Consider the following 22460-nt stretch of genomic DNA (forward strand, 5'->3'; position numbering starts at 1 on the left):
TCATTTTAACCTTGAAAAAACAATCTTAAAAATATGATAACCATCTTCATAACTATAAGTTAAATTATAACCATGAAGATTGCAAATATTATTGATAATATAAAGCCCTAATCCCATACCTTCAACTTGAGTATTTTGTTCTCTTACAAAAGGTTTCAAATAATAATCAAAAGTTTTTTTAAGTTGAACCCCTTTATTTCTAATAATTACATAGTCCCCTGAACATATAATCTCACAAGCTTTATCGTCAGAATATTTAATAGCATTATCAATCAAATTTTTAAGCATTAAGGAAAAAAGTTCTAAATCAGCAACAATCATAGTATCTTCTTTGTAAGAAATCTTAACTTTTTGATAAAAATCATCTCTCATGAGATAATCTTCAGCCTGCTCTAAAATTAAGCTCAAATGATAAGTTTGCAAATTTAGTTGGCAATTTCTAGATAAAACTTTTTCAATTTTACCAAATTCATCAATCAATAATTCAAGTCTTTCAAAAATCGCTACTAAGCGGTCTTTTTGCTTTTGATTGTCTAGCATCTCACAAACTATCCTACCTTTTCCAATAGGTGTTTTAAGTTCATGCATAATCATTCTTAAAAAAAATTGTCTTGATTTTACTAATTCTTGTATTTTATTAATAGCATGGTCAAATTCAAAAGAAATTTCTGAAATCTCATCATTAATTTGTGAATATTCGGATAAAGGTTCTATTTTTCCAGCACTAATATTTTTAATTTTCTTTTTTAAAATTTTTAAAGGCATTAAAGATCTTAAAACAGAAAAATATAAAAATATAATCAAAATCAAACTAAAAAAGAAACTTAGTAAAAACAAATATTCTAAACGCGTAGATGCATTTAGCTCATAAAGCTGCTTTAAATTAGCTTGTTCAACATAAAAAAAAATTTGATTATGGTAAATAATAGAAGAAAAACTACCGTAAGCAGAATTAACCTTAAGCACCTTTTCACCTTTTGCAACTATATGTTTTGCACTGCGTTCATTTTCAACTATTTTAAAAGACTTAGAAAGAAGATAATCATGAATTGAAAAACCTTCTTTTCTTTCTAAATTATATATAATTTTTTCTACAATTTCTTTTTGTCTATTTTGCTCATTGGTTAAATAAGAATCAACCTGAACCTTACCCAAGAGCACAAACAAAGCACAAACAAACAAAAAAGCCGTTGCAAAAAGAACGGTAATCTTAAGATTAATAGTTACTTTCATCCTATTAATTTATATCCTATCCCTCTAACTGAAAAAATATGCTTTGGTGCCTTCGAACTATCACCGATCTTAGTTCTAAGCCTACCAATAATTACATCTAAACTTTTAGAATCTTTATCTTTCAAGCTTTTGCAGTGATACACAAGCTGCTCTCTGCTAACTGAAAATCCATGTTGTCTTATCATATAACTTAAAATTTCATATTCAGCAGGAGTTAAAATTAAAACCTCTTCATTGTAACTAATCTCATGTCTTTTTTCATCAATTTTAAAAGCTGAATTGATTATTTTTTCAGGAGTTTCATTTACGCGTTTTGAACGACGGATTAAACTCATAATTCTTGCATGCATTTCTTTAGGATCGTAAGGCTTTGGTAGATAATCATCCGCACCTATTTGAAGTCCTACAATTTTATCACTTAAATCGCTTCTAGCTGAAGAAATAATAATAGGAATACTATATTTTTCTCTTATTTCGCGACAAACTTCAAGACCATCAAGTCCAGGTAAAGTTAAATCAAGAATTAAACAATCATAATTTTTTATACCAGCACTCATTCCCAAATACGGATCTTCATAATTAGTAACTTTGATATTAAATTGGGCCAAATATTCTGCTAAAAACTCTGCAAAATCTGGATCATCTTCGATCATTAAAACATTAATCATCTCTACCCCTTATTAGTGAAAATATGTTACAAACTTAATATTATAACACATAATTTAACTATTCATTTATTTTTTTGCTAAAATTATAATATTAATTTTTCAAGAGAGGAAAAAAGTGGAACTTAATTATTATGAAATATTAGAAATTTCTCAAACTTCAGATAAAGAAACTATAAAAAAAGCTTATAGAAAAATGGCATTAAAATATCATCCTGATAGAAATCAAGGAGATAAAGAAGCTGAAGAAAAATTTAAGCTTGTCAATGAAGCTTATGAAGTACTTAGCAATGATGAAAAGCGAAGTATATATGATAGATACGGCAAAGAAGGATTAAAAGGACAAGCCGGTGGTTTTGGTGGTTTTGGAGATGTTGATTTAGGGGATATATTTTCAAGTTTTTTTGGAGATGGATTTGGTTTTGGAAACTCAACGCGTAAAAAAGAAAGAGGAAATAAATATCCACATGATTTAAAAATAGCGGTAAAGATTAGCTTCAAAGAGGCTGTTTTTGGCTGCAAAAAAGAAATTGATTTTACCTATAAAACATTTTGTAAAATATGCAATGGTAGTGGATCAGAAAATGGAAAAGAAGATATTTGTTCTCATTGTGAAGGAAAAGGACAAGTTGGTGTTAGACAAGGTTTTATGACTTTTGTACAAACTTGTGATCATTGTAAGGGCAGTGGGAAAATAATAAAAAATAAGTGTAAAACATGCCATGGAAATGGTTATGAAGAAATAAAAGATCATATAGAACTTGATATACCAGAAGGTATTGATAATGGTATGAGTCTTAGAGTGCAAAACAAAGCAAATGAGCTTCCAAATTCTTCTCAAAGAGGTGATTTGTATATCAAAATCGTTGTAGAAGATGATAATAAATTTATTAGACATGATGATGATATATATACCATAGTACCTGTATTTTTTACCCAAGCTGCTCTTGGAAAGACAATTAAAATTTCCACCATAAGAGGAGAAGCTGATCTTAAACTTCCAGTGGGTGCAAAAGATAAACAAAAATTTGAATTAGCTAATGAAGGTGTTAAAAATATTCACAATGGAAAACTTGGTTCGCATATTATACAAATTGAAATAAAATTTCCAAAAACACTTACTGATGAACAAAAAAATCTACTATTGCAACTTGAAAAAAGCTTTGGCTTAGAAAATGAGGAAGCTTTTATAGAACAAGAAAGCTTGTTTGATAAAATCAAATCTTGGTTTAGTCACTAAGGAAGTTTTAAAGCCATCTCCATGGCTTTATAAATTTCTTCTGTTTTTTGACACTCTAAAAATAACTCAAAAGCAAAAACACCTTGCCATAAAAGCATTTGCGTGCCATCTTTTATTTTTAATCCATTTTCTCGTGCTAACTTTAAAAAAGATGTTTCTCTACTATAAATAACATCAAAAGCATACTTAGCTTTTTGAAAAATATTTTTTAAAATCCTTTCTTCACAAGGTAAACTTTCATCATGTAAACCCACACTAGTCGTATTTATTACCAAATCAAATTGTGTATTTAAATCAAGTTGATCATATAAAAAACATGGATAGATGGTTAAATTTTTAAATCTAGCACTAGAGCGATTTGCTATTGCAACTTCAACATTTATAGATTTTAAAGCATAAGCTAAAGCTTTAGCGGTGCCACCAGCACCTAAAATCAAAGCATTTTTAATAGAAAAAAAATTTTCAATTGCTTTTAAAAATCCCAAATAATCTGTATTATAAGCATAAATTTTGTTATTTTTATTTAACAAAGTATTAGCAGAGCCTATATGCATAACACTTTCATCACAAAAATCTGCAATTTTATACGCTTCTTCTTTAAAAGGTATAGTAATATTTGCTCCATCAAATTTTTGAACAATTTCTTTTAATTTTGCTTTATTTTTTAAATGGTATCTTGTATATATTGCGTCTTTTTTAAGAACCTGTAAAGCATTATTGTGCATTCTTGGGGATTTAGAATGCACAATAGGATCACCTATAACTGTGAAAATTTTCATTTTACTCTAAAAGTAAAAGCACCTTTTGCGATTTTAGAACGCACCTTTTCCAATTCAGCCTTTAATTCACTTTCTTTATAAGGTCCAACTAAAACTTTTGTAAGTTCTTTGCCATTTACTATTGTTTTGTAAATTTTATAATCATATCCATTTTCTTTAAGTATATTTAATTCTTTTGATTTAGGATCTAAACTATTTAAAGAAAAAACTTGAATATAAGCACCTGCAGGAAGTTGTGTTTGAATACTTGGGGTTTTTATACTCTCAAACAATTCATTTGCATTGCTTTGCTCTGGGGTTTTTGGCTTTTCAACAACATTAGTTTTTGATTTTTCAGAAGGTTTTTGAATTGGTTTTTCTATAGATTTTTCTACAGGCTTAATCTCTTCTTGTTTTTCTTCCACCTTAGCTGGCTCTTCTTTTGGTTCTGTTGATGTAATTTGATCTAATACACTATTGCTTGGAATTTCCTGTTTTTCCTCTATGGTATTATTTGCATCAGCCAATGAACTTTCTTCTTTCAATTTTCTAGCTAAAGCTTCAAATTCATCCTCTTCTTTAGTATTATCCGTAATAGGCAAAGAATTAAAATTATTTTCATAAGAAGCTTGCTCTTGTGGCTCTGATGGCATTTGTAGTGATTTTTCCTCGCCTGGATCATTAATTAACTTCATTGCTATCATTACTACCAAAAACACAATAATTAAAATAATCGATCTGAGTAAAATTTTTTTAAGTTTTTCACTTTTATTGCTTTTTTGCAAGATAATATCATCAAATTCATTTTTGTTGTTTTCTTCCATTTTTCATCCTTTCAAAAATTACATATGTTTAGACCAAGAAGCGCCACGCTCTTTTTGATAAACCTCATAAGGTAAAGTTAAAATATTAAATTCCTTAGGTATATCCATACTAGGAAAAACTTTCCACTCTACAGGCATTTTTTGAGAAAAAAGCAAAGATAATTTTGATCCCAAAGAGCATGCTTCATTAAAAGTAGTATGTCCTTTATGGATATACAAATGCAAATGATTGTTAGTTCTTGTTTTATAGGCAGTAAAATTTATAAAACCTTCTTCCCTTAAAACAAGCTGTGCTCTATGCCAAAAACGCTCTGCGTTAAAACCATTGTAATCAAATACAATATTTTCAACCTTATCAAAACTATTAATCAAAGAGTGTGCTACAATAATTTTTTTTTCCATATGTTCCTGTATAACATTAGCTGTCAAAGGAGCATTTACTTTTTCGAATTTATCAAAAAAAATTCTACCTTTATGCTCATATTTGTTAATTATAGCATTACGCTTAATATAATAATGGCTTGTAACCATTTTAATTAAAGCCAAATCCATAGTTGTAATCAAAATAAAGCCCTTTCATAAATAATAAAATTACTTGCCAAATTTTTCAGTTTAACTTTAATCTCTTCTTGTAGTTTTGTATTTTGTATATCATCCAAAATATCAGCTATATAATTTGCAACAATAGTAATTTGCTCCTCTTTAAAACCTCTTGCTGTTAAAGCTGCTGTTCCAAGTCTTAAACCACTCGTTACAAATGGACTTCTAGTTTCCCCTGGAACCGTATTTTTATTTGCTGTAATACCTGCTCTTTCTAAAGCTAAATCCGCATCTTTACCACTAAAATCTTTATTTAAAAAGCTTAATAAAATTAAATGATTATCAGTACCACCGCTAACTAAATCATATTTTCTATCTATTAGAACTTGAGCCAGGGTAGCAGTATTTTTAATGATTTGCTTAGCATAAATTTTCCACTCATCACTTAAGTTATATTTAAATCCAACAGCTTTGGCGGCAATTACATGCATTAATGGACCACCTTGAATGCCCGGAAAAATTGCAGAATTGATTTTTTTGGCAATTTCTTCATCGTTACTCATAATAATCCCGCCTCTTGGACCTCTTAAAGTTTTATGTGTTGTAGAGCTTACAACATGAGCATAGGGAAACGGGCTAGGATGCTCACCTGCTACAACCAATCCTGCAATATGCGCAACATCAGCAAATAAATATGCGCCAACCTCATCTGCTATTTCTCTAAATTTAGCAAAATCAATCACTCTAGGATAAGCACTAGCACCACAAACAATAAGTTTTGGCTTAACTTCTTTTGCTATCTCTCTAACTTTATCATAATTAATTCTCCCATCAAGCTCTACCCCATAAAAAAAACTTTCATAAACTTTTCCAGAAGAACTTACTTTAGAACCGTGAGTTAAATGCCCCCCATGACTTAAATCCATACCCAAAATTCTATCACCAGGATTTAACAATGCCATGTATACACCTTGATTTGCTTGAGAACCTGAATTAGGCTGTACATTGGCAAAATTACAATTAAAAAGTTTTTTACATCTTTCTATAGCAATTGTCTCAATTTCATCTACAAATTCGCATCCACCATAATATCTTTTACCAGGATAGCCTTCTGCATATTTATTTGTTAAAATACTCCCCATTACTTCCATTACTTCTGGTATAGTGAAATTCTCACTTGCTATCATTTCAAGACCATCACATTGTCTTGCTAGCTCCTTTTGGGTTAAATCAAAAATTTCTTTATCAAAATTTTCCAACATTTACTCTCCTTTTACCTCATTTTTAAGTGGCCTCATAGCTGGGAAAAGCACTACATCACGAATTGATTTTTTATTAATTAAAAGCATAACTAGCCTATCTATTCCTATGCCTTGACCTGCAGTTGGTGCCATAGCATAGCCCAATGCATTAACAAAATCTTCATCCATTTCACATGCTTCCTCATCACCTGCATTTTTAGCTTCAATTTGCTTTAAGAATCTCTCATATTGATCTAGCGGATCATTAAGCTCATTAAATCCATTAGCAATCTCTCTACCCGCGATAAACAATTCAAATCTTTCAGCAATATCCTTATCCTTGTCACTCCTTCTAGACAAAGGACTTATAGAAATAGGAAAATCTATTACAAAAGTGGGATTAATCAATTTATCTTCAACATAATTATCAAAAAGTTCAGCTTGCAAATGACCTAATTCTAATTTTTCATTGGCTTCAAAACCATCTTTTTTTAATTTTTCTAAAATTAATTCTTTATTATTAATAAGCTCATCATCTAAACCGCCATATTTTTTCAAAGCATCTTTATAAGTAATTCTTTCAAATGGTTTAGAAAAATCAATTATTTTTTCATCAAATTCGAGCTTTTTATCTAAATTTAATTTATCCAAAAGCATAGCAAAAAGCTCTTCTGTTAAATCCATTAAATCATGATAATTGTGATAAGCCCAATAAAACTCGATTGTAGTAAATTCAGGATTATGTGTTAAATCCATTCCTTCATTTCTAAAACATCTATTAATCTCATAAACTGCCTCAAAACCACCTACAATCAAACGCTTTAGATATAATTCTGGAGCAATTCTTAAAAATCTTTCCACACCTAAAGCATTATGATAAGTCACAAAAGGCTTTGCATTTGCTCCTCCTGCAATAGGATGCATCATTGGTGTTTCAACCTCTAAAAATCCTTTATTATCAAAAAAAGATCTAATATAAGAAACAATTTTAGAACGCAAAATAAAATCTTTTCTTACTTCACTATTCATGATCATATCAAGGTATCTTTTTCTATATCTTTGCTCAATGTCAGTAAGCCCATGATATTTTTCCGGTAAAGGCACTATGGCTTTTGTAGCTATTTGAATTTGCTCAACATGAAGACTAAATTCTCCTGTTTTAGTCATAAAAGGAAAACCTTTAACCAAAACAATATCCCCTACTTCAAGATATTTTTTTAAAATAGCAAAGTATTCTTCTCCTAAAATATTTTGATTAAAATAAATTTGAATATTATCTTGCTCATCTTCTATATTGGCAAATACCGATTTACCAGCTATTCTAAGAAGTTTTAATCTTCCTGCTAACACTCCGTATACTTTTTCATCACGCTGATTTTCCGTATCTTTAATGTATGCAAATTTATTTTTATATTCAACTATACTCATTTCTTTTTTCAAAAAATGTGGATATGGATTAATTCCTAGCTTTTTTAATTCTTGCGCTTTTTGAATTTTTTGTTGTTCTAAAATATTATCAAACATTAATTTTACCTTTATTTTTTACTACATTGCGGACATAACCCATAAAGTTGCATTAAATGTCCTGTTAATTTAAAATTATATTCTTTTGCTATTAACATTTGTTGCTGCTCAATAATAGAATTTTCAAATTCAACTATTTCTCCACAACTTTTACAAATTAAATGATCATGATGGGGTTTATTTGCGAGTTCAAATTTCTTCCCTGAAGCTCCAAAAGATATAGAAGTAGCCATACCTGATTCTTCTAATAAATTTAAAGTTCTATAAACTGTAGCGATTCCTACATTTAATTCAGGATTTTTTTGCTTGATTTCCACATACAAACTTTCTGGGGTATAATGCATATCACTATTATATAAAGTTTTCAAAAGCACTTCTCTTTGTTTGGTATATTTTAAGCCATTATCCTTAAGTGTCTTCTTAAAGCGCTCAAGTAAAACATCATATTCTATATTTTCAATTTGCATTATTTACCTCCGAATTTAGACTTATATTAGAATCTTTAATTCTTTCTTCTATTTTTTCTAAACTATTTTGAGTAAAATCAGTATTCATTATAAATTCACCTGTTTTTCTAAGTAAATTTAAAGTATGACTATTGTTTGCATATTTTTCTAAACTTGAATTTAAAAATTCTATATTATTAATACAAGCAACTAAAATTGCAAAAATTAAAAATATTTTAGCACTTCCAAATAAAAATCCACCTATACGATCTATAAAACCAAGACCACTCATGCTAAACATTTTTGATAATATATTTCCCAAGGCCATACATGCTATCCATATCACGATTAACAAAACTAAAAAACCTGCAAAAATAGCAAGATTTTCATTTTCAATTGCATAAAAATTATTATTGATAATCTCTGCTACCTCTTTAGCATATCTTGAAGCAAGTAAAACCCCACCAACTATACCCAATAAACCAAAAATTTCTTTAAATAAGCCACTCACCAAGCCTTTTAAGCCTAAAATTACAGTCAAACCTAAAACAAAAACATCAAACCACGAAAAATTTTCCATCTACGCTAAACTCCAAATATTTTATTCAATTATTTTAGGGACTATAAAAAATCCATCTTGAGAATTTGGAGCATGCTTGCTTATCGTATCTATCACATCAGATTTTTTACTCTCATCATTTCTCAATAAGGTTCCACCATTTGTTGTGCTAGTCATGGCTTCTATATCATCAAGTTTTAATTCATCTAATTTTTCCACAAAATTAACAATTTGGCTTAATTGCTCTTCTAGTTCTTGTCTTTTTTCATCTGCTATTTTTAGAGCACTTAGCTTTTCAAGTTTAGTTAATAATTTATCATCAATTTGCATCATTTACCTTAATTTTAATTTTATAAAACTCTTTGGTTTAGATTGAAAATTATAACATAAAATAATTTATTTTTTCATTTTTATATGTTACAATTATAGACTTTAAAATTACAAAATAACATTTTTTATATTAATAAAGGAAAAATATGGCTTTAAAAGAAAATTTGAAAGTAGTAAAAGAAGAATTAAGCTCTCAAGAGCAAATGATGGAAAATTTTATCAAATCAGAACGCTTTATAAGAAAATACAAATATTATTTTATTGCTCTTATTGCTCTTTTAGTTCTTTATTTTAGTGGAAGTTATATTTATAATATAAAACAAGAAAAAAATATCCAAGAAAGTAATATCATTTTTAACAATCTATTAAAAAATCCTTCAGATCAAAAATTAATTGAGGAATTAAAGCAAAAAAATGCAAATTTATACACCATATATATTATGGGTCAAAATAATCAAGATCTTAATCAAATCTTGAGTCTTAATATAGATCCTTTGTTAAAACAAATAGTGCTTGCCCAAAATAATCAAAAATCAGATTTTCTAAAAGATTATAATACTCTATTAATAGGTTTTGAATTTTTAAAACAAAATGATTTTAAAAACGCAGATGTTGAATTTAATAAAATACCTATAAATTCTCCTTTATGGCAAATCATCACAAGCTTAAAACACTATCAAGGAATAAAATGAAGCATTTTTATTTATTTATTATTACTTTAATATTTTTTAGTGCTTGTGGCACTAAAAGGGAATACTATCAACCAACACAACTAGAACAACTTCCTTATAATTCTAAAAATATTAATGGAAAAATAGTTAATTTTAACAACAACATTGCTCAGTTAAACAATAATACTTTCATAGACAATAAAGGAAATATTACTGCTTTAAAAATAGATAAAAACTATAATATTTTAAATATCCGTCAAGAAGAAATTCTTATAGCTGATAATGATGGGAATTTTAAAATTTTAAATTTACAAGGTGAAGAATTATTTTCTCATAAATTTAACGAAAGTGTAGTAAGTGCTAATGTAGATGGGGATGATATAGCTTTGATTTTAGCAAGTAATACTTTAGTGTATGCTAATAAAAATCTTGGTATAAGAATGCTACAAAATTTAGGCACTGCTTATGCTCAAGATAGTCGCTATGCTAATCCTTATTTTTTAAATACCATTATCATATACCCTATGCTTAATGGAAAATTAGCCATACTTAACAAAAGTACACTAAAAGTTAGTAAAGAAATTTTAGTAAGTAGTGAAGAATTTTTTAATAATATCATCTATCTTCATGTTAAAAACGATACAATGGTTGCCGCAACAGCACAAAAAATCATCGTTGTAACACCAAATAGAACTTTATACTTAAACGAAAACATTAAAGAAGTAAATATTAACGATAAAGAAATTTTTATATTAACAAAAGATGGAAGAGTTATCAAAAATGATTATAATCTTAGAAAAATTGATGAAATAAAATTTCAATTTGCTTTATTTTCCAAAAGCACATTATATAATGATTCTTTGTATATATTTGAAAAAACTGGCTATTTAATTAAATTAAATACAAATCTGAAAGATTTTACCGTATATAAATTAAATGAAGCTATTGATAAAAAAAGTTTTATGGCTAATGGTAAATTTTTCTATCACAATAAAGTTTTACAATTAAATTAAAATGAATCAAGAACTAAGCGATATTCTTATTAAGCATGGAATTATTTTAAAAAATATTAATTCTTTGGATATCCATGCTTTTAGCAAAAAGAAAAAACTAATTTGCTTTTATGGAGAAAATACAAAAAAACAATATTGTTTATTTTTATTTTCTTTTGCAAAAAGTAAGATTTTAAAAAAAGAGGGTTTAGAATTTGAAAATATTTTTCAAAATATAAGTCAAATTTTAAATTTAAAATTTAAAAATCATTTTATTTTTCATCAATCTCTAATTTGCTCAAAAGCAAAAGAATATTTATTCACCAAAGGAATTCAAAGTTATGCTTTTGTGTGATATTGGTAATACAACTGCAAGTTTTTTAAATGAGCAAAAATTTCATTCTATGAGCATAGAACAATTTTTACAGTATGAGCCGACACAAAAAGTGTTTTACATCAATGTTAATCCAAATTTAGAGCAAAGATTAAAGCAAAATCCTTTATTTATTAACCTTGCTCCATATTTTAATTTTGATACTATTTATAAGAATTTAGGAGTTGATAGAATAGCAGCTTGCTATACCATAGAAGATGGGGTAGTAGTTGATGCAGGCTCTGCAATAACTGTAGATATTGTTTCAAATTCAATCCATCTTGGAGGATTTATCCTGCCTGGTATTGAAAGCTACAAAAAATCTTTTGCTAGTATTTCTTCTCGCTTAAAACACGAACTTAACACTCAAATAAACTTTGATGCCTTTCCCCAAAGAACTATTGATGCTTTAAGTTATGGAGTTTTTAAAAGTATATATTTACTTATAAAAGATAGTGCATATGATAAAAAGTTATATTTTACAGGTGGCGATGGGCAATTTCTTGCAAATTTTTTTGATTATGCAATTTATGATAAATTTTTGATTTTTAGAGGTATGAAAAAAGCTGTTTGTGAAAATTTTATACTTTAAAAGATTAACCATATCTTTGGCTTTTCAATTATAAGCTTTATTTAAACTCAAAACAACTATATTTTGATATTATTAGCAAAATCAAACATACACAAAAGGAATTGATGATAATGGATCGAAAACACTTTGATGCCGTAGTGATTGGCGGTGGGATTTCTGGTGCTGCAGCATTTTACGAATTAGCAAGATATACTGATATTAAAAGTATTGCATTATTAGAAAAATACAATAACGCTGCAACATTAAATAGTCACAGCACAAGTAATTCACAAACCATCCACTGCGGTGATATAGAAACTAACTATACCTTGGAAAAAGCAAAAAAAGTTAAAAAAACAGCAGATATGATTGTAAAATATGGGCTCTTGCAAAATGCACAAAATAAATTCATGTATTCACACCAAAAACTTGCACTTGCAGTTGGGGAAAAAGAATGTGAATATATGAAAAATAGATATGAAGAATTTAAAGAATTATATCCTTATATTAAATTTTACACAAAAAATGAAATCAAACAAATAGAACCAAATGTTGTTTTAGGTGAAGATGGTGTCAATGATAGGGCGGATAATATAGTAGCTATGGGTGTAGAAGAAGGTGAAATTTATACCACAGTAGATTTTGGACTTATGAGTCAAAATCTCATAGAGCAAGCTTGCAAACAAGGTAAAGATACTCATGTTGCTTACAATCAAGAAGTTGTGTTTATAGAAAAAAAAGATGATATTTTTTATATAAAAACAAGAGATTTTAAAGAATATAGTGCAAAATCCATTATTGTCAATGCAGGCGCACACTCGTTATTTTTAGCACATAAAATGGGTATAGGTTTAGACAAATCTTGCTTTCCTGTTGCAGGAAGTTTTTACATGGCAAAAAGAAAAATTTTAAATGGTAAGGTTTATATGGTGCAAAATCCAAAACTCCCATTTGCTGCATTACATGGCGATCCTGATTTGCTAACTAATATGAACACCCGTTTTGGTCCTACTGCTTTAGTTATTCCTATGCTAGAAAGATACCATGGCTTTAAATCTTTACCTGAATTTTTTAAAACACTTAATCTTGATATGAATGTAATTAAAATTTGTTTTAATCTTTTTAAAGATTCTACTATTAGAAATTATATTCTTTATAATTATTTATTTGAAATTCCTTATATCAACAAAAAACTTTTTGTAAAAGATGCTAAAAAAATAGTTCCTAGTTTAAAAACAGATGATATTTACTATGCTAAAAATTTTGGAGGAGTGCGACCTCAAGTGCTTGATAAAAAAGCAGGAGAATTAATGCTTGGAGAGGCTAGCATCACTGAAATTCCGGGTATAATTTTTAATATGACACCAAGCCCAGGTGCTACGAGTTGTCTTGGTAATGGTTATAGAGATGCAAAACTTATTTGTCAATACTTGGGTGCTAATTTTAATGAAGATTTATTTACTAGCGAACTGCTATAAAAAGGATAGGAAATGTTAAAAAAAACAAAAATAGTCGCAACAATTGGACCAGCAAGTGAAAATGAAACTATAATAAGACAAATGATTATTAATGGAGTGAATGTTTTTCGCTTAAATTTCTCACATGGAACTCACGAATATCATAGTCAAAACCTAGCCACCATTAGAAAAGTAGCAGCTGAACTTAATGCAAGGATTGGAATTTTACAAGATATTAGCGGGCCAAAAATTAGAACCTTAAAAATTCCAGAAGCTTTTGAGCTAAAAAGTGGAGATAGACTAGACTTCTACAAAGATACTTTTGAAGGCGAAAAACTTTCTAATGAACACTATAAAGTCTGTATTAATCATCCCGAAATTCTTTCTATGCTAAAAGTGGGAGAATACATCTATCTTTGTGATGGCTCTATTAAAACTAAAGTTATACAAGTTGAAAAAGATTTTATCCAAACCCAAGTAGAAAATAGCGGGGTGCTTAGTTCAAATAAAGGAATTAACTTTCCAAATACAAAAATCAATATCGATGTTATAACTCAAAAAGATAAAGACGATCTTGCATGGGGCATTAAAAACGATGTTGATTTTTTAGCTATATCTTTTGTGCAAAATGCTCATGATATTGATGAAGTTAAAAAAATACTTGATGAAAATAATGCCAAAATTGCTATTTTTGCAAAAATAGAAAAATTTGATGCTGTTGAAAATATCGATGAAATTATAAATAGCAGCGATGGTATAATGGTGGCAAGAGGAGATTTAGGCATTGAAGTGCCTTATTATAGAGTGCCAAATATACAAAAACTCATCATTAAAAAAGCTAATGAGGCCAATAAGCCTGTAATCACTGCTACTCAAATGCTTTTTTCGCTTGCAAAATCAAAAACTGCCACAAGAGCTGAAATTTCAGATGTTGCTAATGCTGTACTTGATGGTACCGATGCGGTTATGCTTAGTGAAGAAAGTGCAGTGGGGATTGATCCGGCAAATGCGGTTGATATTATGACTCAAACCATTATAGAAACAGAAAAAAACTATCCTTATGAAAAATTTGAAAATTTTAAATGTTTTAACGAAACTGATATCATTGCCAAATCAAGCACACAACTAGCAACTGATTTAAATGCAAATGCAATTTTTACCATTACAAGCAGTGGTGCTTCTGCAGTTAAAACAGCAAGGTATCGTCCAAAAATGGATATCATAGCTATTACTCATTCTAAAAAAGCTTTAAATTTTTTAAGTATAGTTTGGGGAGTTCAACCTGCTATATTGATAGAAAAGCATGAAAATTTAACAGAACTTTTAAGCAATTCTGTAAAACTTGGAGTTGAAAAAGGCCTTATGAAAAAAGATGGGGTTTATACCCTTACTGCAGGATTTCCAGTAGGTGTTGCAGGAAGTACAAATTTAATTAGAATTTTACAAAAAGATCAAATTGAATATTATTTAAGTTTGGGAAAATAACCCGAACTTAATATTCTTCTTCTATTAGATCACACAAGCAGTGTATGATTAGAATATGCATTTCTTGAATTCTGGCCGTATCATCACTTGGGATGATTATATTATGCTCACATAATGCATTCATCGTTCCACCACCTTTTCCACTAAGCCCTATACATTTAGTGCCAATTTCTTTGGCCTTTTCAAAAGCTTTGATCACATTTGGGCTTTTTCCACTAGTAGAAATTCCAATCAATACATCATTATTGCTAGCTAAAGCTTCAACTTGTCTTGAAAAAACAAATTCAAAACCATAGTCATTTCCTATAGCACTTAAAGCAGAAGTATCAGTGCTTAGAGCAATAGCAGCTAAAGCCTTTCTTTCTTTTTTATATCTTCCACTAAGTTCAGCTGCAAAATGTTGGCTATCTGCAGCACTTCCACCATTTCCACAAATTAAAATTTTCCCACCACTTTTCAAGCACACTTTTAATTCTTGAGCAACCGTAGCAATTTGCTCTTTTAAATTCAAACTTTGTTCTAAAGTTTTTTGATGTTGAATAAATTCCTTTTCAATTTTATTTATCATTTGCAATCCTATTAATTATATTAGTAGTACTAAATCCATCTTCAAAGTCAATTAATTCTACTTTTTTTACTAAATTTGAACCCACTACTTCTTTGCCTTTATAATCAGCTCCTTTAACTAGCACATCAGGCTTTAAAAACTCTATCAGTTCATAAGGAGTATCATCATTAAAAATCACTACATAATCTACAAAATACATACTCGCAAGCATACATGCGCGTTGGAATTCTAAATTTATAGGTCTTGAGTTTCCTTTTAGTCTTTTTACGCTTTCATCTGAATTTAAACCTACAACTAAGATATCTCCTAGTTTTTTAGCTTTTTCAAGGTATTTTATATGACCATAATGCATAATATCAAAACATCCATTGGTAAAAACTACTTTTTGATTTTGTATCAACTTCACAAGCTCTTCTTTGCTTTTAATTTTATCTTCAAAAGAAGCTTTTTTTAGATTTTTAATCTCTTCTAAACTTACACTCACGCTTCCTACTTTTGCTACCACAACAGCTGCTGCATCATTTGCTAACTCACATGCTTTTACAATATCAACTTTTAAGGCTAAAGCATAAGCAAGCATAGCTATAACACTATCTCCAGCTCCTGTTACATCATAAACCTCCAAAGCTTTTGCGGGAATAATATGTAATTTTTCATCAAAAAGTGCTATTCCTTCTTCAGATAAAGTTATAATAGAATAAGCTAAATTCAAATCATCTTTTAATTTTTTCAAAGCTTTTTCCAAATTATCAATTTTTTCTACACCCAAAGCTTGAATAGCTTCTTTTTTATTTGGGGTTAGTAAGGTTGCATTTTGATATTTACTAAAATCACTTCCTTTTGGGTCAATCAAAATAGGTAAATTTAAAGTATTTGCATGCTCTATCAAAGCTTTTGTTACTTTTGAAGTTAAAACTCCTTTAGCATAATCGCTCAAAATAATTGCATCATAATCTTTTGCGATTTTTCTATACTCTTGGATAATTTCATCTTCTAATTTAGTATCAAAATCATTCTCATCATCAAGTCTTAAAACTTGCTGAGAATGTGATAAAATCCTACTCTTAAGAGGGGTTTTTCTATCCTTTTCCACTAATAATTTTGCATTTAAATTCTCTTTTAAAAACCTCCCACTCTCATCATCACCCACAAGCCCTAGAGCAAAAACCTCAGCACCAAGACTTTTTAAATTTGCATACACATTACCAGCTCCACCTAGTCTTTTATCTTCTTTTTGTGATTTCATCACCATTACAGGAGCTTCTGGAGAAATTCTAGTGCAATCACACCATATATAATGATCCACCATAAAATCTCCAACAACTAAAATTTTTGGCTTTTTAGAACTTAAAAAATCAAACATTTACTTCCTTTTCATAAAGCCTTTTGATCTCATCTAAATAATCTTTTACACCCTCTTCAAGACTAAATTTAGCTTTATATGAAAAACTCTCATCTAATTTTGCTTGAGTATGGAATTGATAAGCATTTTTGTAAGGATTAGGAATATACTCACAAGGATAATTAGTGTTTAATTCTTTTTGTAAAATATCTACTATATCTTGAAAAGTTCTTGCTTTACCTGTAGCTACATTATAAATTCCACTTTTTGCTTCTAAAGCTTGCAAATTTGCACTCACTACATCTTTAATATACACAAAATCACGATAAATTTGATCACTTCCTTCAAACAAACGCGGACTTTTACCCGCTAAAATTTGATGTCCAAATTGCAAAATCATAGAAGCAGTGCTATTTTTAAAAAATTCTCCCTTGCCATATACATTAAAATATCTAAGCCCAACTATATGCATTTTATCAAAATATTTTTTTGCTAATTTATCCATCATTAATTTTGAAAATGCATAAGGGTTTTTAGGGGCTTCACTTAAATTTACAGTTTGCGGGCTTGGAGCATCTCCATAAACTGAGGCTGAACTTGCATAGATTAGTTTTGCATTAAGCTCCAAAGCAAGTTCTATAAAATCTTTAAAAGTATTTAAATTGGTCTTTAAAACTTTGTTTTGATCATAAACAGTTGTATCTGAAATTGCAGCCTTATGAAAGATCACATCAGGTTTAAAAGCTTTTATAACTTTTAAAGTTTTTTCATCATTAATATCGCCCACATAAAGCTCACCTTCAAAATCTAAAATATTCTTAAAATGACCAAAACTTTCTAAATTTCCATTTTCAAAAGTAGCACTTGATCGCATTTTATCCACAATCAAAACCTCATGTTTATCCTGAAGTTCTAGAGCAAGAGCAGAGCCTATAAAACCTGCTCCACCTGTTATCACAATTTTCATTTCCTATCCTTTAAATAATACAAAAGTTCTTTTAAATTTTTAAAGACCTTATAATTTTTACCATCATTATAATTTTCATTAATCAAAAATAGATTTTTTATACCAGCATTAATTCCAGCTTGCATGTCACTTAAATTATCTCCTATAAAAAAAGATTGTGAAAAATCTATATTAAATTCTTTTTGTGCTTTTAAAAGCATGCCGGGTTTTGGCTTACGGCATTCACAATTTTCTAAATGAGGGCAGTGATAAATTTTTTCTATTTTAATGCCTTTTTTCAAAAACTCATCTAGCATATATGAGCTTAAAATTTCAAAATCTTTTTCATTATAATAAGCCCTTGCAATACCTGATTGATTAGTAGCTATAAAAATTAAAAAATTTTGCTTTTGAAAAAATTCACAAAGTTCAAAAATACCATCACAAAATTCAAAATCACTAATCTTATGAACATATTTTTTATCTATATTAATAATCCCATCTCTATCTAAAAATAACGCCTTTGTTTTCATAAAAAAATTATAATGAATTTTTTTTAAGATTCTATAATTTATCAAGTAAAAAAGTTTTTTAAGCGACTTTAAATAAAAAAAGCATATAATTAAAGACATTTTATTTTCAATTTATATAGGAGTGATACAATGAAAAAGCTACTTGTTTTATCAGCTTTGGCATGTCTTAGTGTTTCAGCTTTTGCTGCGGATGGTGCTACACTTTATAAAAAATGTGCAGTATGTCATGGTGCTAAAGCAGATAAAGTTTATCTTAATAAAGTTCCTGCTTTAAATACTTTAACTGCAGCTGAAAGATTACAATACATGAAAGATTATGCAGCAGGTAAAAGAAATGCTTATGGCCAAGGTGCAATCATGAAGATTAACCTTAAAGGTTTAACAGAAGCAGATTTTAAAGCAATTGAAGAATACATCGAGAGCTTAAAAAAATAATTTGACAGCCTTTACGGCTGTTTTTCTTGATTTTTCTTTTCCAAAGCTTCTTTTTTTCTTTTTTCCAAAATTACTGCATCATTTAAAGCTTCTTCGCTATCATTTAAAGTAGTAAATTTATAATCATCGTCAAATTGCTTATTTTTGATCCCCCAAAGTAAAGCACAAATTGCCAAAAATAAAGCAACCATAGAAACACCTATCATCATCATTAAAACACCATTCATTTTTTAATCCTTAAAGCATTTAAAATCACTATTATACTACTAAAAGACATTGATAAAGCTGCAATTAAAGGATTAATCAAACCAAAAAAAGCTAAAGGCATGCTCAAGGCATTATAAAATAAAGAAAAAGCTAAATTTTGTTTAATAATTTGATAAGTTTTTTTAGCTATTTGTATAGCCTTTTGCAAGCTTTTCAAGTCGTTTTTTAACAACATAATATCACTATTTTCCATAGCAAGCTCAGAACCTTCTTTTAAAGAAACTCCAACACCTGCATAAGAAAGTGCTAAAGCATCATTTACTCCATCTCCTACCATTAAAACTTTACCTATTTGATTTAACCTAGCTATTGTTTGCATCTTATCTTCTGGCATGCATGAGGCTTTGAAATTATTTATTTTTAATTTTTCAGCCACCTTACTCACAGCATTTAAATTATCGCCACTTAATATATAAATTTGCATTTTACATTCTTTCATAAATTCAATCAACTCTTCAGAGCTTTCTCTCATACTATCTTCTAATTCAAAAACTGCTAATATAGTTTTATTTTTAGCAAATATAAAATGCGTAGTTTGAAATTCTTGCACTTGTATATGATTTTCTTTGAAAAATTTCTCGTTTCCTCCTAAAAATTCATCTTTGTCTAAAAAGGCTTTATAGCCTCTTGCTTGAAAATTTTGAACTTTTTCAAATTCTATTCTACTATCTATTTTTCTATCTAAAAATTTTAAAATACTTTTAGCCACTGGGTGGTTAGTTAAATGTAAGAAATTTAATAATTCATTTTTATCCAACCTTTCATCTAAAAAGCTTTTTTTAACTTCCAAACTAGCCTTTGTTAAAACCCCTGTTTTATCAAATACAGTCACATTGCACTTACTCAAATCTTCCACAACACCTGCTTCTTTAAATAAAATTTTTTCCTTCAAACCAGCACTAATTGCTACTAAAGAACTTACCGGAGTAGCCAAAGCTAAAGCACATGGGCAAGCTATAATTAACACAGAAACCATGCGTATCATGGCTTCTTCAAAACCTAAATTTAGTACAAAAAAAGTAAAAACAAAGCAAAGCAAAGCACAAATTAAAATAATAGGCGAAAAATACTTACTTACTTGCTGTACCATTTTTTCTATTTTGGCTTTTTTAGCACTTGAATTTTCAAGTAAATTAACAATCCTAGCTAATTTAGAATCCTTATAAAGCGCATTTGCCTTATATAAAGCATTCCCGCTTAAAACTAAAGAAGCAGAATAAATCATATCATCTTTTTGCACATCAAGTGGTAAGCTCTCCCCGCTTAAACTAGACATATCTAAACTAATATTACCACTAATACACACTCCATCTATTAAAACCCTATCACCTTCTTTTAACTCTATAATATCTCCTATTTGCACCTCTTCTACATCAATATTTTCTATTTTTTCATTTTTTAATACCCTTACTTCATTACCTAAAAATGATCTCAAATGATCGAGCGTATCAAGGGCTTTTTTCTTACTTAAAAGCTCTAAATACTTTCCTATAAAAACAAAACAAATAATCATCGCCACAGAGTCAAAATATACCTGTGAAGCTCTTGAAAACATTGCCCACACTGAATATATATAAGCTAAACTTGCTCCACTAATTACTAGAGTATCCATATTAACATTTTTAAATTTCAAAGCATAATAGGCATTTTTATAAAAAATCGAGCCTGTGTAAAAAAGTACAGGAGTGCAAAGTAAAAATTCAGCAAAATGTAAAATATCTTTAATATCAGCTTCCATACCACTAAAAAATCCGGCATATTTAGCTACAGATATCCACATGATATTCATTACGCAAGCTATAGCAACTATTAATTTCGCATAAAAATCTCTTTTGGTTTGAGTTGCTCTTTGTTCATTTTTTGTAGGTAAATACACACTAGCTTTATAGCCTATGCTTTCTATATTTTGGATAATTTTTACTAGATTAATACTTTTTTCATCAAAAACAATTCTAGCTTTATGGGTAATAGAATTAATATCAACCTCTATCACTCCTTCGCTTTTAATGAGAATTTTCTCATTAAGCCAAACACAGGCTGCACAATGAATTTCTTCTATCAGTAAAAAAACCTCACTAAAGCCTTCTTTTGTTTTTTGTATGTATTTTTCATAGTCTTTAATACTATATTCTATTGTTACTGGGGTTAAAGTTTGATTGCCAAGTTTTTCATAAAATTCCTCCAAATTATTCTCTTGTAAAATTTCATATACACTTTCACAGCCTTTACAACAAAAATAATTTCCATTTTTTTCTATCATTTGTTCTTGTTTAAAGCTTAATTGACAATGCTTACATCTCATTTTATACTTTCTTTATAAGTTTTTACAATATTTTATCATTTTTTCAAACTTTCAATTTTAAAAATTATTTACAAAGCTATATTATAATTTCCAAAATTTGACAAAAAAGTATTTTTTTTAATAAAATCTTTTTTGAATAAACTAAAACAAAAACTACATTTTCTACATTTTATGAGGATATATGGAAAATACAAAAGAAAAGAAACAACACCAAAGAACACACATTCCTGTTGAAGGTTATAAAATAGAAGATTTAAAGTTGCTTGATTTAGAAAGCTTAGTAAAAATAGCAAATGAAGCAGAAATAGAAAATCCAAGAGAATTTAGAAGACAAGATCTTATTTTTGAAATTCTAAAAGCACAAACCAAAAAAGGTGGCTTTATACTCTTTACAGGAATTTTAGAAATTTCGCCTGAAGGTTATGGATTCTTGCGTGGAATGGACTCAAATTTAAGCGATAGTGTAAATGATGCTTATGTATCAAACTCACAAATTCGCAAATTTGCTCTGCGTGTAGGAGATATAGTTACTGGTCAAGTTAGAGAGCCAAAAGATCAAGAAAAATACTATGCTTTATTAAAAATTGAAGCAATCAACTATCTTCCATTAAAAGAAGCTAGAGAAAGACCTTTATTTGACAATCTTACTCCAATTTTTCCAACTGAAAAAATCAAATTAGAATATGATCCTTTAAAATTAACAGGCAGAATGCTTGATTTATTTGCCCCTATAGGAAAAGGTCAAAGAAGCTTAATCGTAGCACCTCCAAGAACTGGTAAAACTGAGTTAATGAAAGAACTAGCTACCGCTATTGCTAAAAATCATCCGGAGGCTCATTTGATTGTACTTTTAGTAGATGAGCGTCCTGAAGAAGTTACAGATATGCAAAGATGTGTCAAAGGCGAGGTTTTTAGCTCTACTTTTGACTTACCTGCCTATAATCATGTTAGAGTGGCTGAACTTGTTATAGAAAAAGCAAAAAGGATGGTAGAAACAGGTAAAGATGTCATTATATTACTTGATTCTATTACAAGATTAGCAAGAGCTTATAATACTGCCACACCAAGCAGTGGTAAAGTTTTAAGTGGCGGGGTTGATGCAAATGCCTTGCATAAGCCAAAGCGCTTTTTTGGTGCAGCTAGAAATATAGAACATGG

General features: G+C 28.9%; 25 protein-coding genes. 9 read left to right on the top strand and 16 right to left on the bottom strand.

What is annotated here, in order from left to right:
- Together L8W64_RS06645 and L8W64_RS06650 are read right to left on the bottom strand one after the other, a co-directional pair.
- A complete protein-coding gene (locus L8W64_RS06645; protein ID WP_263673252.1) occupies positions 1 to 1233 on the bottom strand; it encodes an ArsS family sensor histidine kinase in 1233 nt (410 codons plus the stop codon).
- Positions 1230 to 1901 (bottom strand): response regulator transcription factor, encoded by a 672-nt coding sequence (locus L8W64_RS06650; protein ID WP_066006696.1) that lies wholly within the window; start codon positions 1899 to 1901, stop codon positions 1230 to 1232. Before L8W64_RS06650 ends, L8W64_RS06645 begins: the two co-directional genes overlap by 4 nt.
- A gap of 115 nt (positions 1902 to 2016) precedes the next feature.
- Between L8W64_RS06650 and dnaJ the strand changes: the two genes are divergently transcribed.
- Positions 2017 to 3138, top strand: a complete 1122-nt coding sequence (dnaJ, locus tag L8W64_RS06655) for a molecular chaperone DnaJ (protein WP_263673254.1) — start codon at positions 2017 to 2019, stop codon at positions 3136 to 3138.
- Here dnaJ and L8W64_RS06660 read toward each other — a convergent pair.
- From L8W64_RS06660 to gatC, 8 genes are read right to left on the bottom strand one after another with little or no spacing between them, the layout of a single operon-like run.
- Positions 3135 to 3917, bottom strand: a complete 783-nt coding sequence (locus L8W64_RS06660) for a shikimate dehydrogenase (RefSeq protein WP_263673256.1) — start codon at positions 3915 to 3917, stop codon at positions 3135 to 3137. The two genes, dnaJ and L8W64_RS06660, sit on opposite strands and share 4 nt — an antisense overlap.
- On the bottom strand, positions 3914 to 4720 hold the full coding sequence (locus L8W64_RS06665; protein ID WP_263673258.1) for an SPOR domain-containing protein: 807 nt from the start codon (positions 4718 to 4720) through the stop codon (positions 3914 to 3916). The genes L8W64_RS06660 and L8W64_RS06665 overlap by 4 nt, the downstream gene beginning before the upstream one ends.
- Positions 4721 to 4738: 18 nt before the next feature.
- On the bottom strand, positions 4739 to 5284 hold the full coding sequence (locus tag L8W64_RS06670; protein ID WP_133319866.1) for a DUF1882 domain-containing protein: 546 nt from the start codon (positions 5282 to 5284) through the stop codon (positions 4739 to 4741).
- Positions 5281 to 6522 (bottom strand): serine hydroxymethyltransferase, encoded by a 1242-nt coding sequence (locus L8W64_RS06675; protein WP_263673260.1) that lies wholly within the window; start codon positions 6520 to 6522, stop codon positions 5281 to 5283. Before L8W64_RS06675 ends, L8W64_RS06670 begins: the two co-directional genes overlap by 4 nt.
- A complete protein-coding gene (gene lysS, locus L8W64_RS06680) occupies positions 6523 to 8025 on the bottom strand; it encodes a lysine--tRNA ligase (RefSeq protein ID WP_220567169.1) in 1503 nt (500 codons plus the stop codon).
- Positions 8026 to 8036: 11 nt separating this feature from the next.
- Positions 8037 to 8492 carry a Fur family transcriptional regulator gene (locus L8W64_RS06685; protein ID WP_043019516.1) on the bottom strand — a complete coding sequence of 152 codons (456 nt, stop codon included), beginning with the start codon at positions 8490 to 8492 and terminating at the stop codon, positions 8037 to 8039.
- Positions 8482 to 9051 (bottom strand): CvpA family protein, encoded by a 570-nt coding sequence (locus L8W64_RS06690; RefSeq protein ID WP_133319863.1) that lies wholly within the window; start codon positions 9049 to 9051, stop codon positions 8482 to 8484. The genes L8W64_RS06685 and L8W64_RS06690 overlap by 11 nt, the downstream gene beginning before the upstream one ends.
- Before the next feature lie 21 nt (positions 9052 to 9072).
- Entirely contained in the window at positions 9073 to 9360 is a 288-nt protein-coding gene (gatC, locus tag L8W64_RS06695) for an Asp-tRNA(Asn)/Glu-tRNA(Gln) amidotransferase subunit GatC (protein WP_133319862.1), read from the bottom strand.
- Positions 9361 to 9506: 146 nt separating this feature from the next.
- Here gatC and L8W64_RS06700 point away from each other — a divergent pair, with 146 nt between their 5' ends.
- The 6 genes from L8W64_RS06700 (at position 9507) to pyk (ending at position 14909) form a co-directional block, all read left to right on the top strand.
- Positions 9507 to 10052: a hypothetical protein gene (locus L8W64_RS06700; protein WP_263673261.1), complete on the top strand. Its 546-nt coding sequence runs from the start codon at positions 9507 to 9509 to the stop codon at positions 10050 to 10052.
- Entirely contained in the window at positions 10049 to 11044 is a 996-nt protein-coding gene (locus L8W64_RS06705) for a hypothetical protein (RefSeq protein WP_133319860.1), read from the top strand. Before L8W64_RS06700 ends, L8W64_RS06705 begins: the two co-directional genes overlap by 4 nt.
- A 1-nt stretch (position 11045) precedes the next feature.
- Complete coding sequence (locus L8W64_RS06710) at positions 11046 to 11378, top strand: hypothetical protein (protein ID WP_263659799.1); 333 nt, start codon at positions 11046 to 11048, stop codon at positions 11376 to 11378.
- A complete protein-coding gene (locus L8W64_RS06715) occupies positions 11365 to 11988 on the top strand; it encodes a type III pantothenate kinase (protein WP_133319858.1) in 624 nt (207 codons plus the stop codon). Before L8W64_RS06710 ends, L8W64_RS06715 begins: the two co-directional genes overlap by 14 nt.
- A 110-nt stretch (positions 11989 to 12098) precedes the next feature.
- On the top strand, positions 12099 to 13445 hold the full coding sequence (locus tag L8W64_RS06720; protein WP_263660760.1) for an FAD-dependent oxidoreductase: 1347 nt from the start codon (positions 12099 to 12101) through the stop codon (positions 13443 to 13445).
- Between the two features lie 12 nt (positions 13446 to 13457).
- Positions 13458 to 14909 (top strand): pyruvate kinase, encoded by a 1452-nt coding sequence (pyk, locus tag L8W64_RS06725; RefSeq protein ID WP_263673263.1) that lies wholly within the window; start codon positions 13458 to 13460, stop codon positions 14907 to 14909.
- Between the two features lie 7 nt (positions 14910 to 14916).
- Here pyk and gmhA read toward each other — a convergent pair whose 3' ends face one another.
- From gmhA to L8W64_RS06745, 4 genes are read right to left on the bottom strand one after another with little or no spacing between them, the layout of a single operon-like run.
- Positions 14917 to 15477 (bottom strand): D-sedoheptulose 7-phosphate isomerase, encoded by a 561-nt coding sequence (gene gmhA / locus L8W64_RS06730; RefSeq protein ID WP_263673264.1) that lies wholly within the window; start codon positions 15475 to 15477, stop codon positions 14917 to 14919.
- Positions 15467 to 16840, bottom strand: coding sequence for a D-glycero-beta-D-manno-heptose-7-phosphate kinase (rfaE1, locus tag L8W64_RS06735; RefSeq protein ID WP_263673266.1), 1374 nt, complete (start codon positions 16838 to 16840; stop codon positions 15467 to 15469). Before rfaE1 ends, gmhA begins: the two co-directional genes overlap by 11 nt.
- A complete protein-coding gene (gene rfaD, locus L8W64_RS06740) occupies positions 16833 to 17786 on the bottom strand; it encodes an ADP-glyceromanno-heptose 6-epimerase (RefSeq protein ID WP_263666816.1) in 954 nt (317 codons plus the stop codon). Before rfaD ends, rfaE1 begins: the two co-directional genes overlap by 8 nt.
- The gene (locus L8W64_RS06745; RefSeq protein ID WP_263673268.1) at positions 17783 to 18298 is read right to left on the bottom strand and encodes a D-glycero-alpha-D-manno-heptose-1,7-bisphosphate 7-phosphatase; all 516 of its coding nucleotides are present in this window, start codon (positions 18296 to 18298) and stop codon (positions 17783 to 17785) included. The genes rfaD and L8W64_RS06745 overlap by 4 nt, the downstream gene beginning before the upstream one ends.
- A gap of 129 nt (positions 18299 to 18427) precedes the next feature.
- Here L8W64_RS06745 and L8W64_RS06750 point away from each other — a divergent pair, with 129 nt between their 5' ends.
- Positions 18428 to 18733, top strand: coding sequence for a c-type cytochrome (locus L8W64_RS06750; RefSeq protein WP_133319851.1), 306 nt, complete (start codon positions 18428 to 18430; stop codon positions 18731 to 18733).
- A gap of 11 nt (positions 18734 to 18744) precedes the next feature.
- Here the strand turns inward: L8W64_RS06750 and L8W64_RS06755 are convergent, their stop codons facing one another.
- Together L8W64_RS06755 and L8W64_RS06760 are read right to left on the bottom strand one after the other, a co-directional pair.
- A complete protein-coding gene (locus L8W64_RS06755) occupies positions 18745 to 18960 on the bottom strand; it encodes a cbb3-type cytochrome oxidase assembly protein (RefSeq protein WP_133319850.1) in 216 nt (71 codons plus the stop codon).
- A complete protein-coding gene (locus tag L8W64_RS06760) occupies positions 18957 to 21302 on the bottom strand; it encodes a heavy metal translocating P-type ATPase (protein WP_263673270.1) in 2346 nt (781 codons plus the stop codon). The genes L8W64_RS06755 and L8W64_RS06760 overlap by 4 nt, the downstream gene beginning before the upstream one ends.
- 181 nt (positions 21303 to 21483) lie before the next feature.
- On the opposite strand from L8W64_RS06760, the gene rho reads away from it, so the two are divergent.
- Positions 21484 to 22460, top strand: a 977-nt coding sequence (rho, locus tag L8W64_RS06765; RefSeq protein ID WP_263673271.1) for a transcription termination factor Rho, incomplete at its 3' end; no start/stop codon positions are given.

Source organism: Campylobacter sp. IFREMER_LSEM_CL1097 (assembly GCF_025772225.1).
Taxonomy (GTDB): Bacteria; Campylobacterota; Campylobacteria; order Campylobacterales; family Campylobacteraceae; genus Campylobacter_D; species Campylobacter_D lari_D.

What these genes read in the sequence shown, in the direction of transcription:
- L8W64_RS06645 (WP_263673252.1), bottom strand. Translation starts at nt 1,233, where the DNA reads ATGAAAGTAACTATTAATCTTAAGATTACCGTTCTTTTTGCAACGGCT.
- L8W64_RS06650 (WP_066006696.1), bottom strand. Translation starts at nt 1,901, where the DNA reads ATGATTAATGTTTTAATGATCGAAGATGATCCAGATTTTGCAGAGTTT.
- L8W64_RS06660 (WP_263673256.1), bottom strand. Translation starts at nt 3,917, where the DNA reads ATGAAAATTTTCACAGTTATAGGTGATCCTATTGTGCATTCTAAATCC.
- L8W64_RS06665 (WP_263673258.1), bottom strand. Translation starts at nt 4,720, where the DNA reads ATGGAAGAAAACAACAAAAATGAATTTGATGATATTATCTTGCAAAAA.
- L8W64_RS06675 (WP_263673260.1), bottom strand. Translation starts at nt 6,522, where the DNA reads ATGTTGGAAAATTTTGATAAAGAAATTTTTGATTTAACCCAAAAGGAG.
- lysS (WP_220567169.1), bottom strand. Translation starts at nt 8,025, where the DNA reads ATGTTTGATAATATTTTAGAACAACAAAAAATTCAAAAAGCGCAAGAA.
- L8W64_RS06685 (WP_043019516.1), bottom strand. Translation starts at nt 8,492, where the DNA reads ATGCAAATTGAAAATATAGAATATGATGTTTTACTTGAGCGCTTTAAG.
- L8W64_RS06690 (WP_133319863.1), bottom strand. Translation starts at nt 9,051, where the DNA reads ATGGAAAATTTTTCGTGGTTTGATGTTTTTGTTTTAGGTTTGACTGTA.
- gatC (WP_133319862.1), bottom strand. Translation starts at nt 9,360, where the DNA reads ATGCAAATTGATGATAAATTATTAACTAAACTTGAAAAGCTAAGTGCT.
- L8W64_RS06700 (WP_263673261.1), top strand. Translation starts at nt 9,507, where the DNA reads ATGGCTTTAAAAGAAAATTTGAAAGTAGTAAAAGAAGAATTAAGCTCT.
- L8W64_RS06705 (WP_133319860.1), top strand. Translation starts at nt 10,049, where the DNA reads ATGAAGCATTTTTATTTATTTATTATTACTTTAATATTTTTTAGTGCT.
- L8W64_RS06710 (WP_263659799.1), top strand. Translation starts at nt 11,046, where the DNA reads ATGAATCAAGAACTAAGCGATATTCTTATTAAGCATGGAATTATTTTA.
- L8W64_RS06715 (WP_133319858.1), top strand. Translation starts at nt 11,365, where the DNA reads ATGCTTTTGTGTGATATTGGTAATACAACTGCAAGTTTTTTAAATGAG.
- L8W64_RS06720 (WP_263660760.1), top strand. Translation starts at nt 12,099, where the DNA reads ATGGATCGAAAACACTTTGATGCCGTAGTGATTGGCGGTGGGATTTCT.
- pyk (WP_263673263.1), top strand. Translation starts at nt 13,458, where the DNA reads ATGTTAAAAAAAACAAAAATAGTCGCAACAATTGGACCAGCAAGTGAA.
- gmhA (WP_263673264.1), bottom strand. Translation starts at nt 15,477, where the DNA reads ATGATAAATAAAATTGAAAAGGAATTTATTCAACATCAAAAAACTTTA.
- rfaE1 (WP_263673266.1), bottom strand. Translation starts at nt 16,840, where the DNA reads ATGTTTGATTTTTTAAGTTCTAAAAAGCCAAAAATTTTAGTTGTTGGA.
- rfaD (WP_263666816.1), bottom strand. Translation starts at nt 17,786, where the DNA reads ATGAAAATTGTGATAACAGGTGGAGCAGGTTTTATAGGCTCTGCTCTT.
- L8W64_RS06745 (WP_263673268.1), bottom strand. Translation starts at nt 18,298, where the DNA reads ATGAAAACAAAGGCGTTATTTTTAGATAGAGATGGGATTATTAATATA.
- L8W64_RS06750 (WP_133319851.1), top strand. Translation starts at nt 18,428, where the DNA reads ATGAAAAAGCTACTTGTTTTATCAGCTTTGGCATGTCTTAGTGTTTCA.
- L8W64_RS06755 (WP_133319850.1), bottom strand. Translation starts at nt 18,960, where the DNA reads ATGAATGGTGTTTTAATGATGATGATAGGTGTTTCTATGGTTGCTTTA.
- L8W64_RS06760 (WP_263673270.1), bottom strand. Translation starts at nt 21,302, where the DNA reads ATGAGATGTAAGCATTGTCAATTAAGCTTTAAACAAGAACAAATGATA.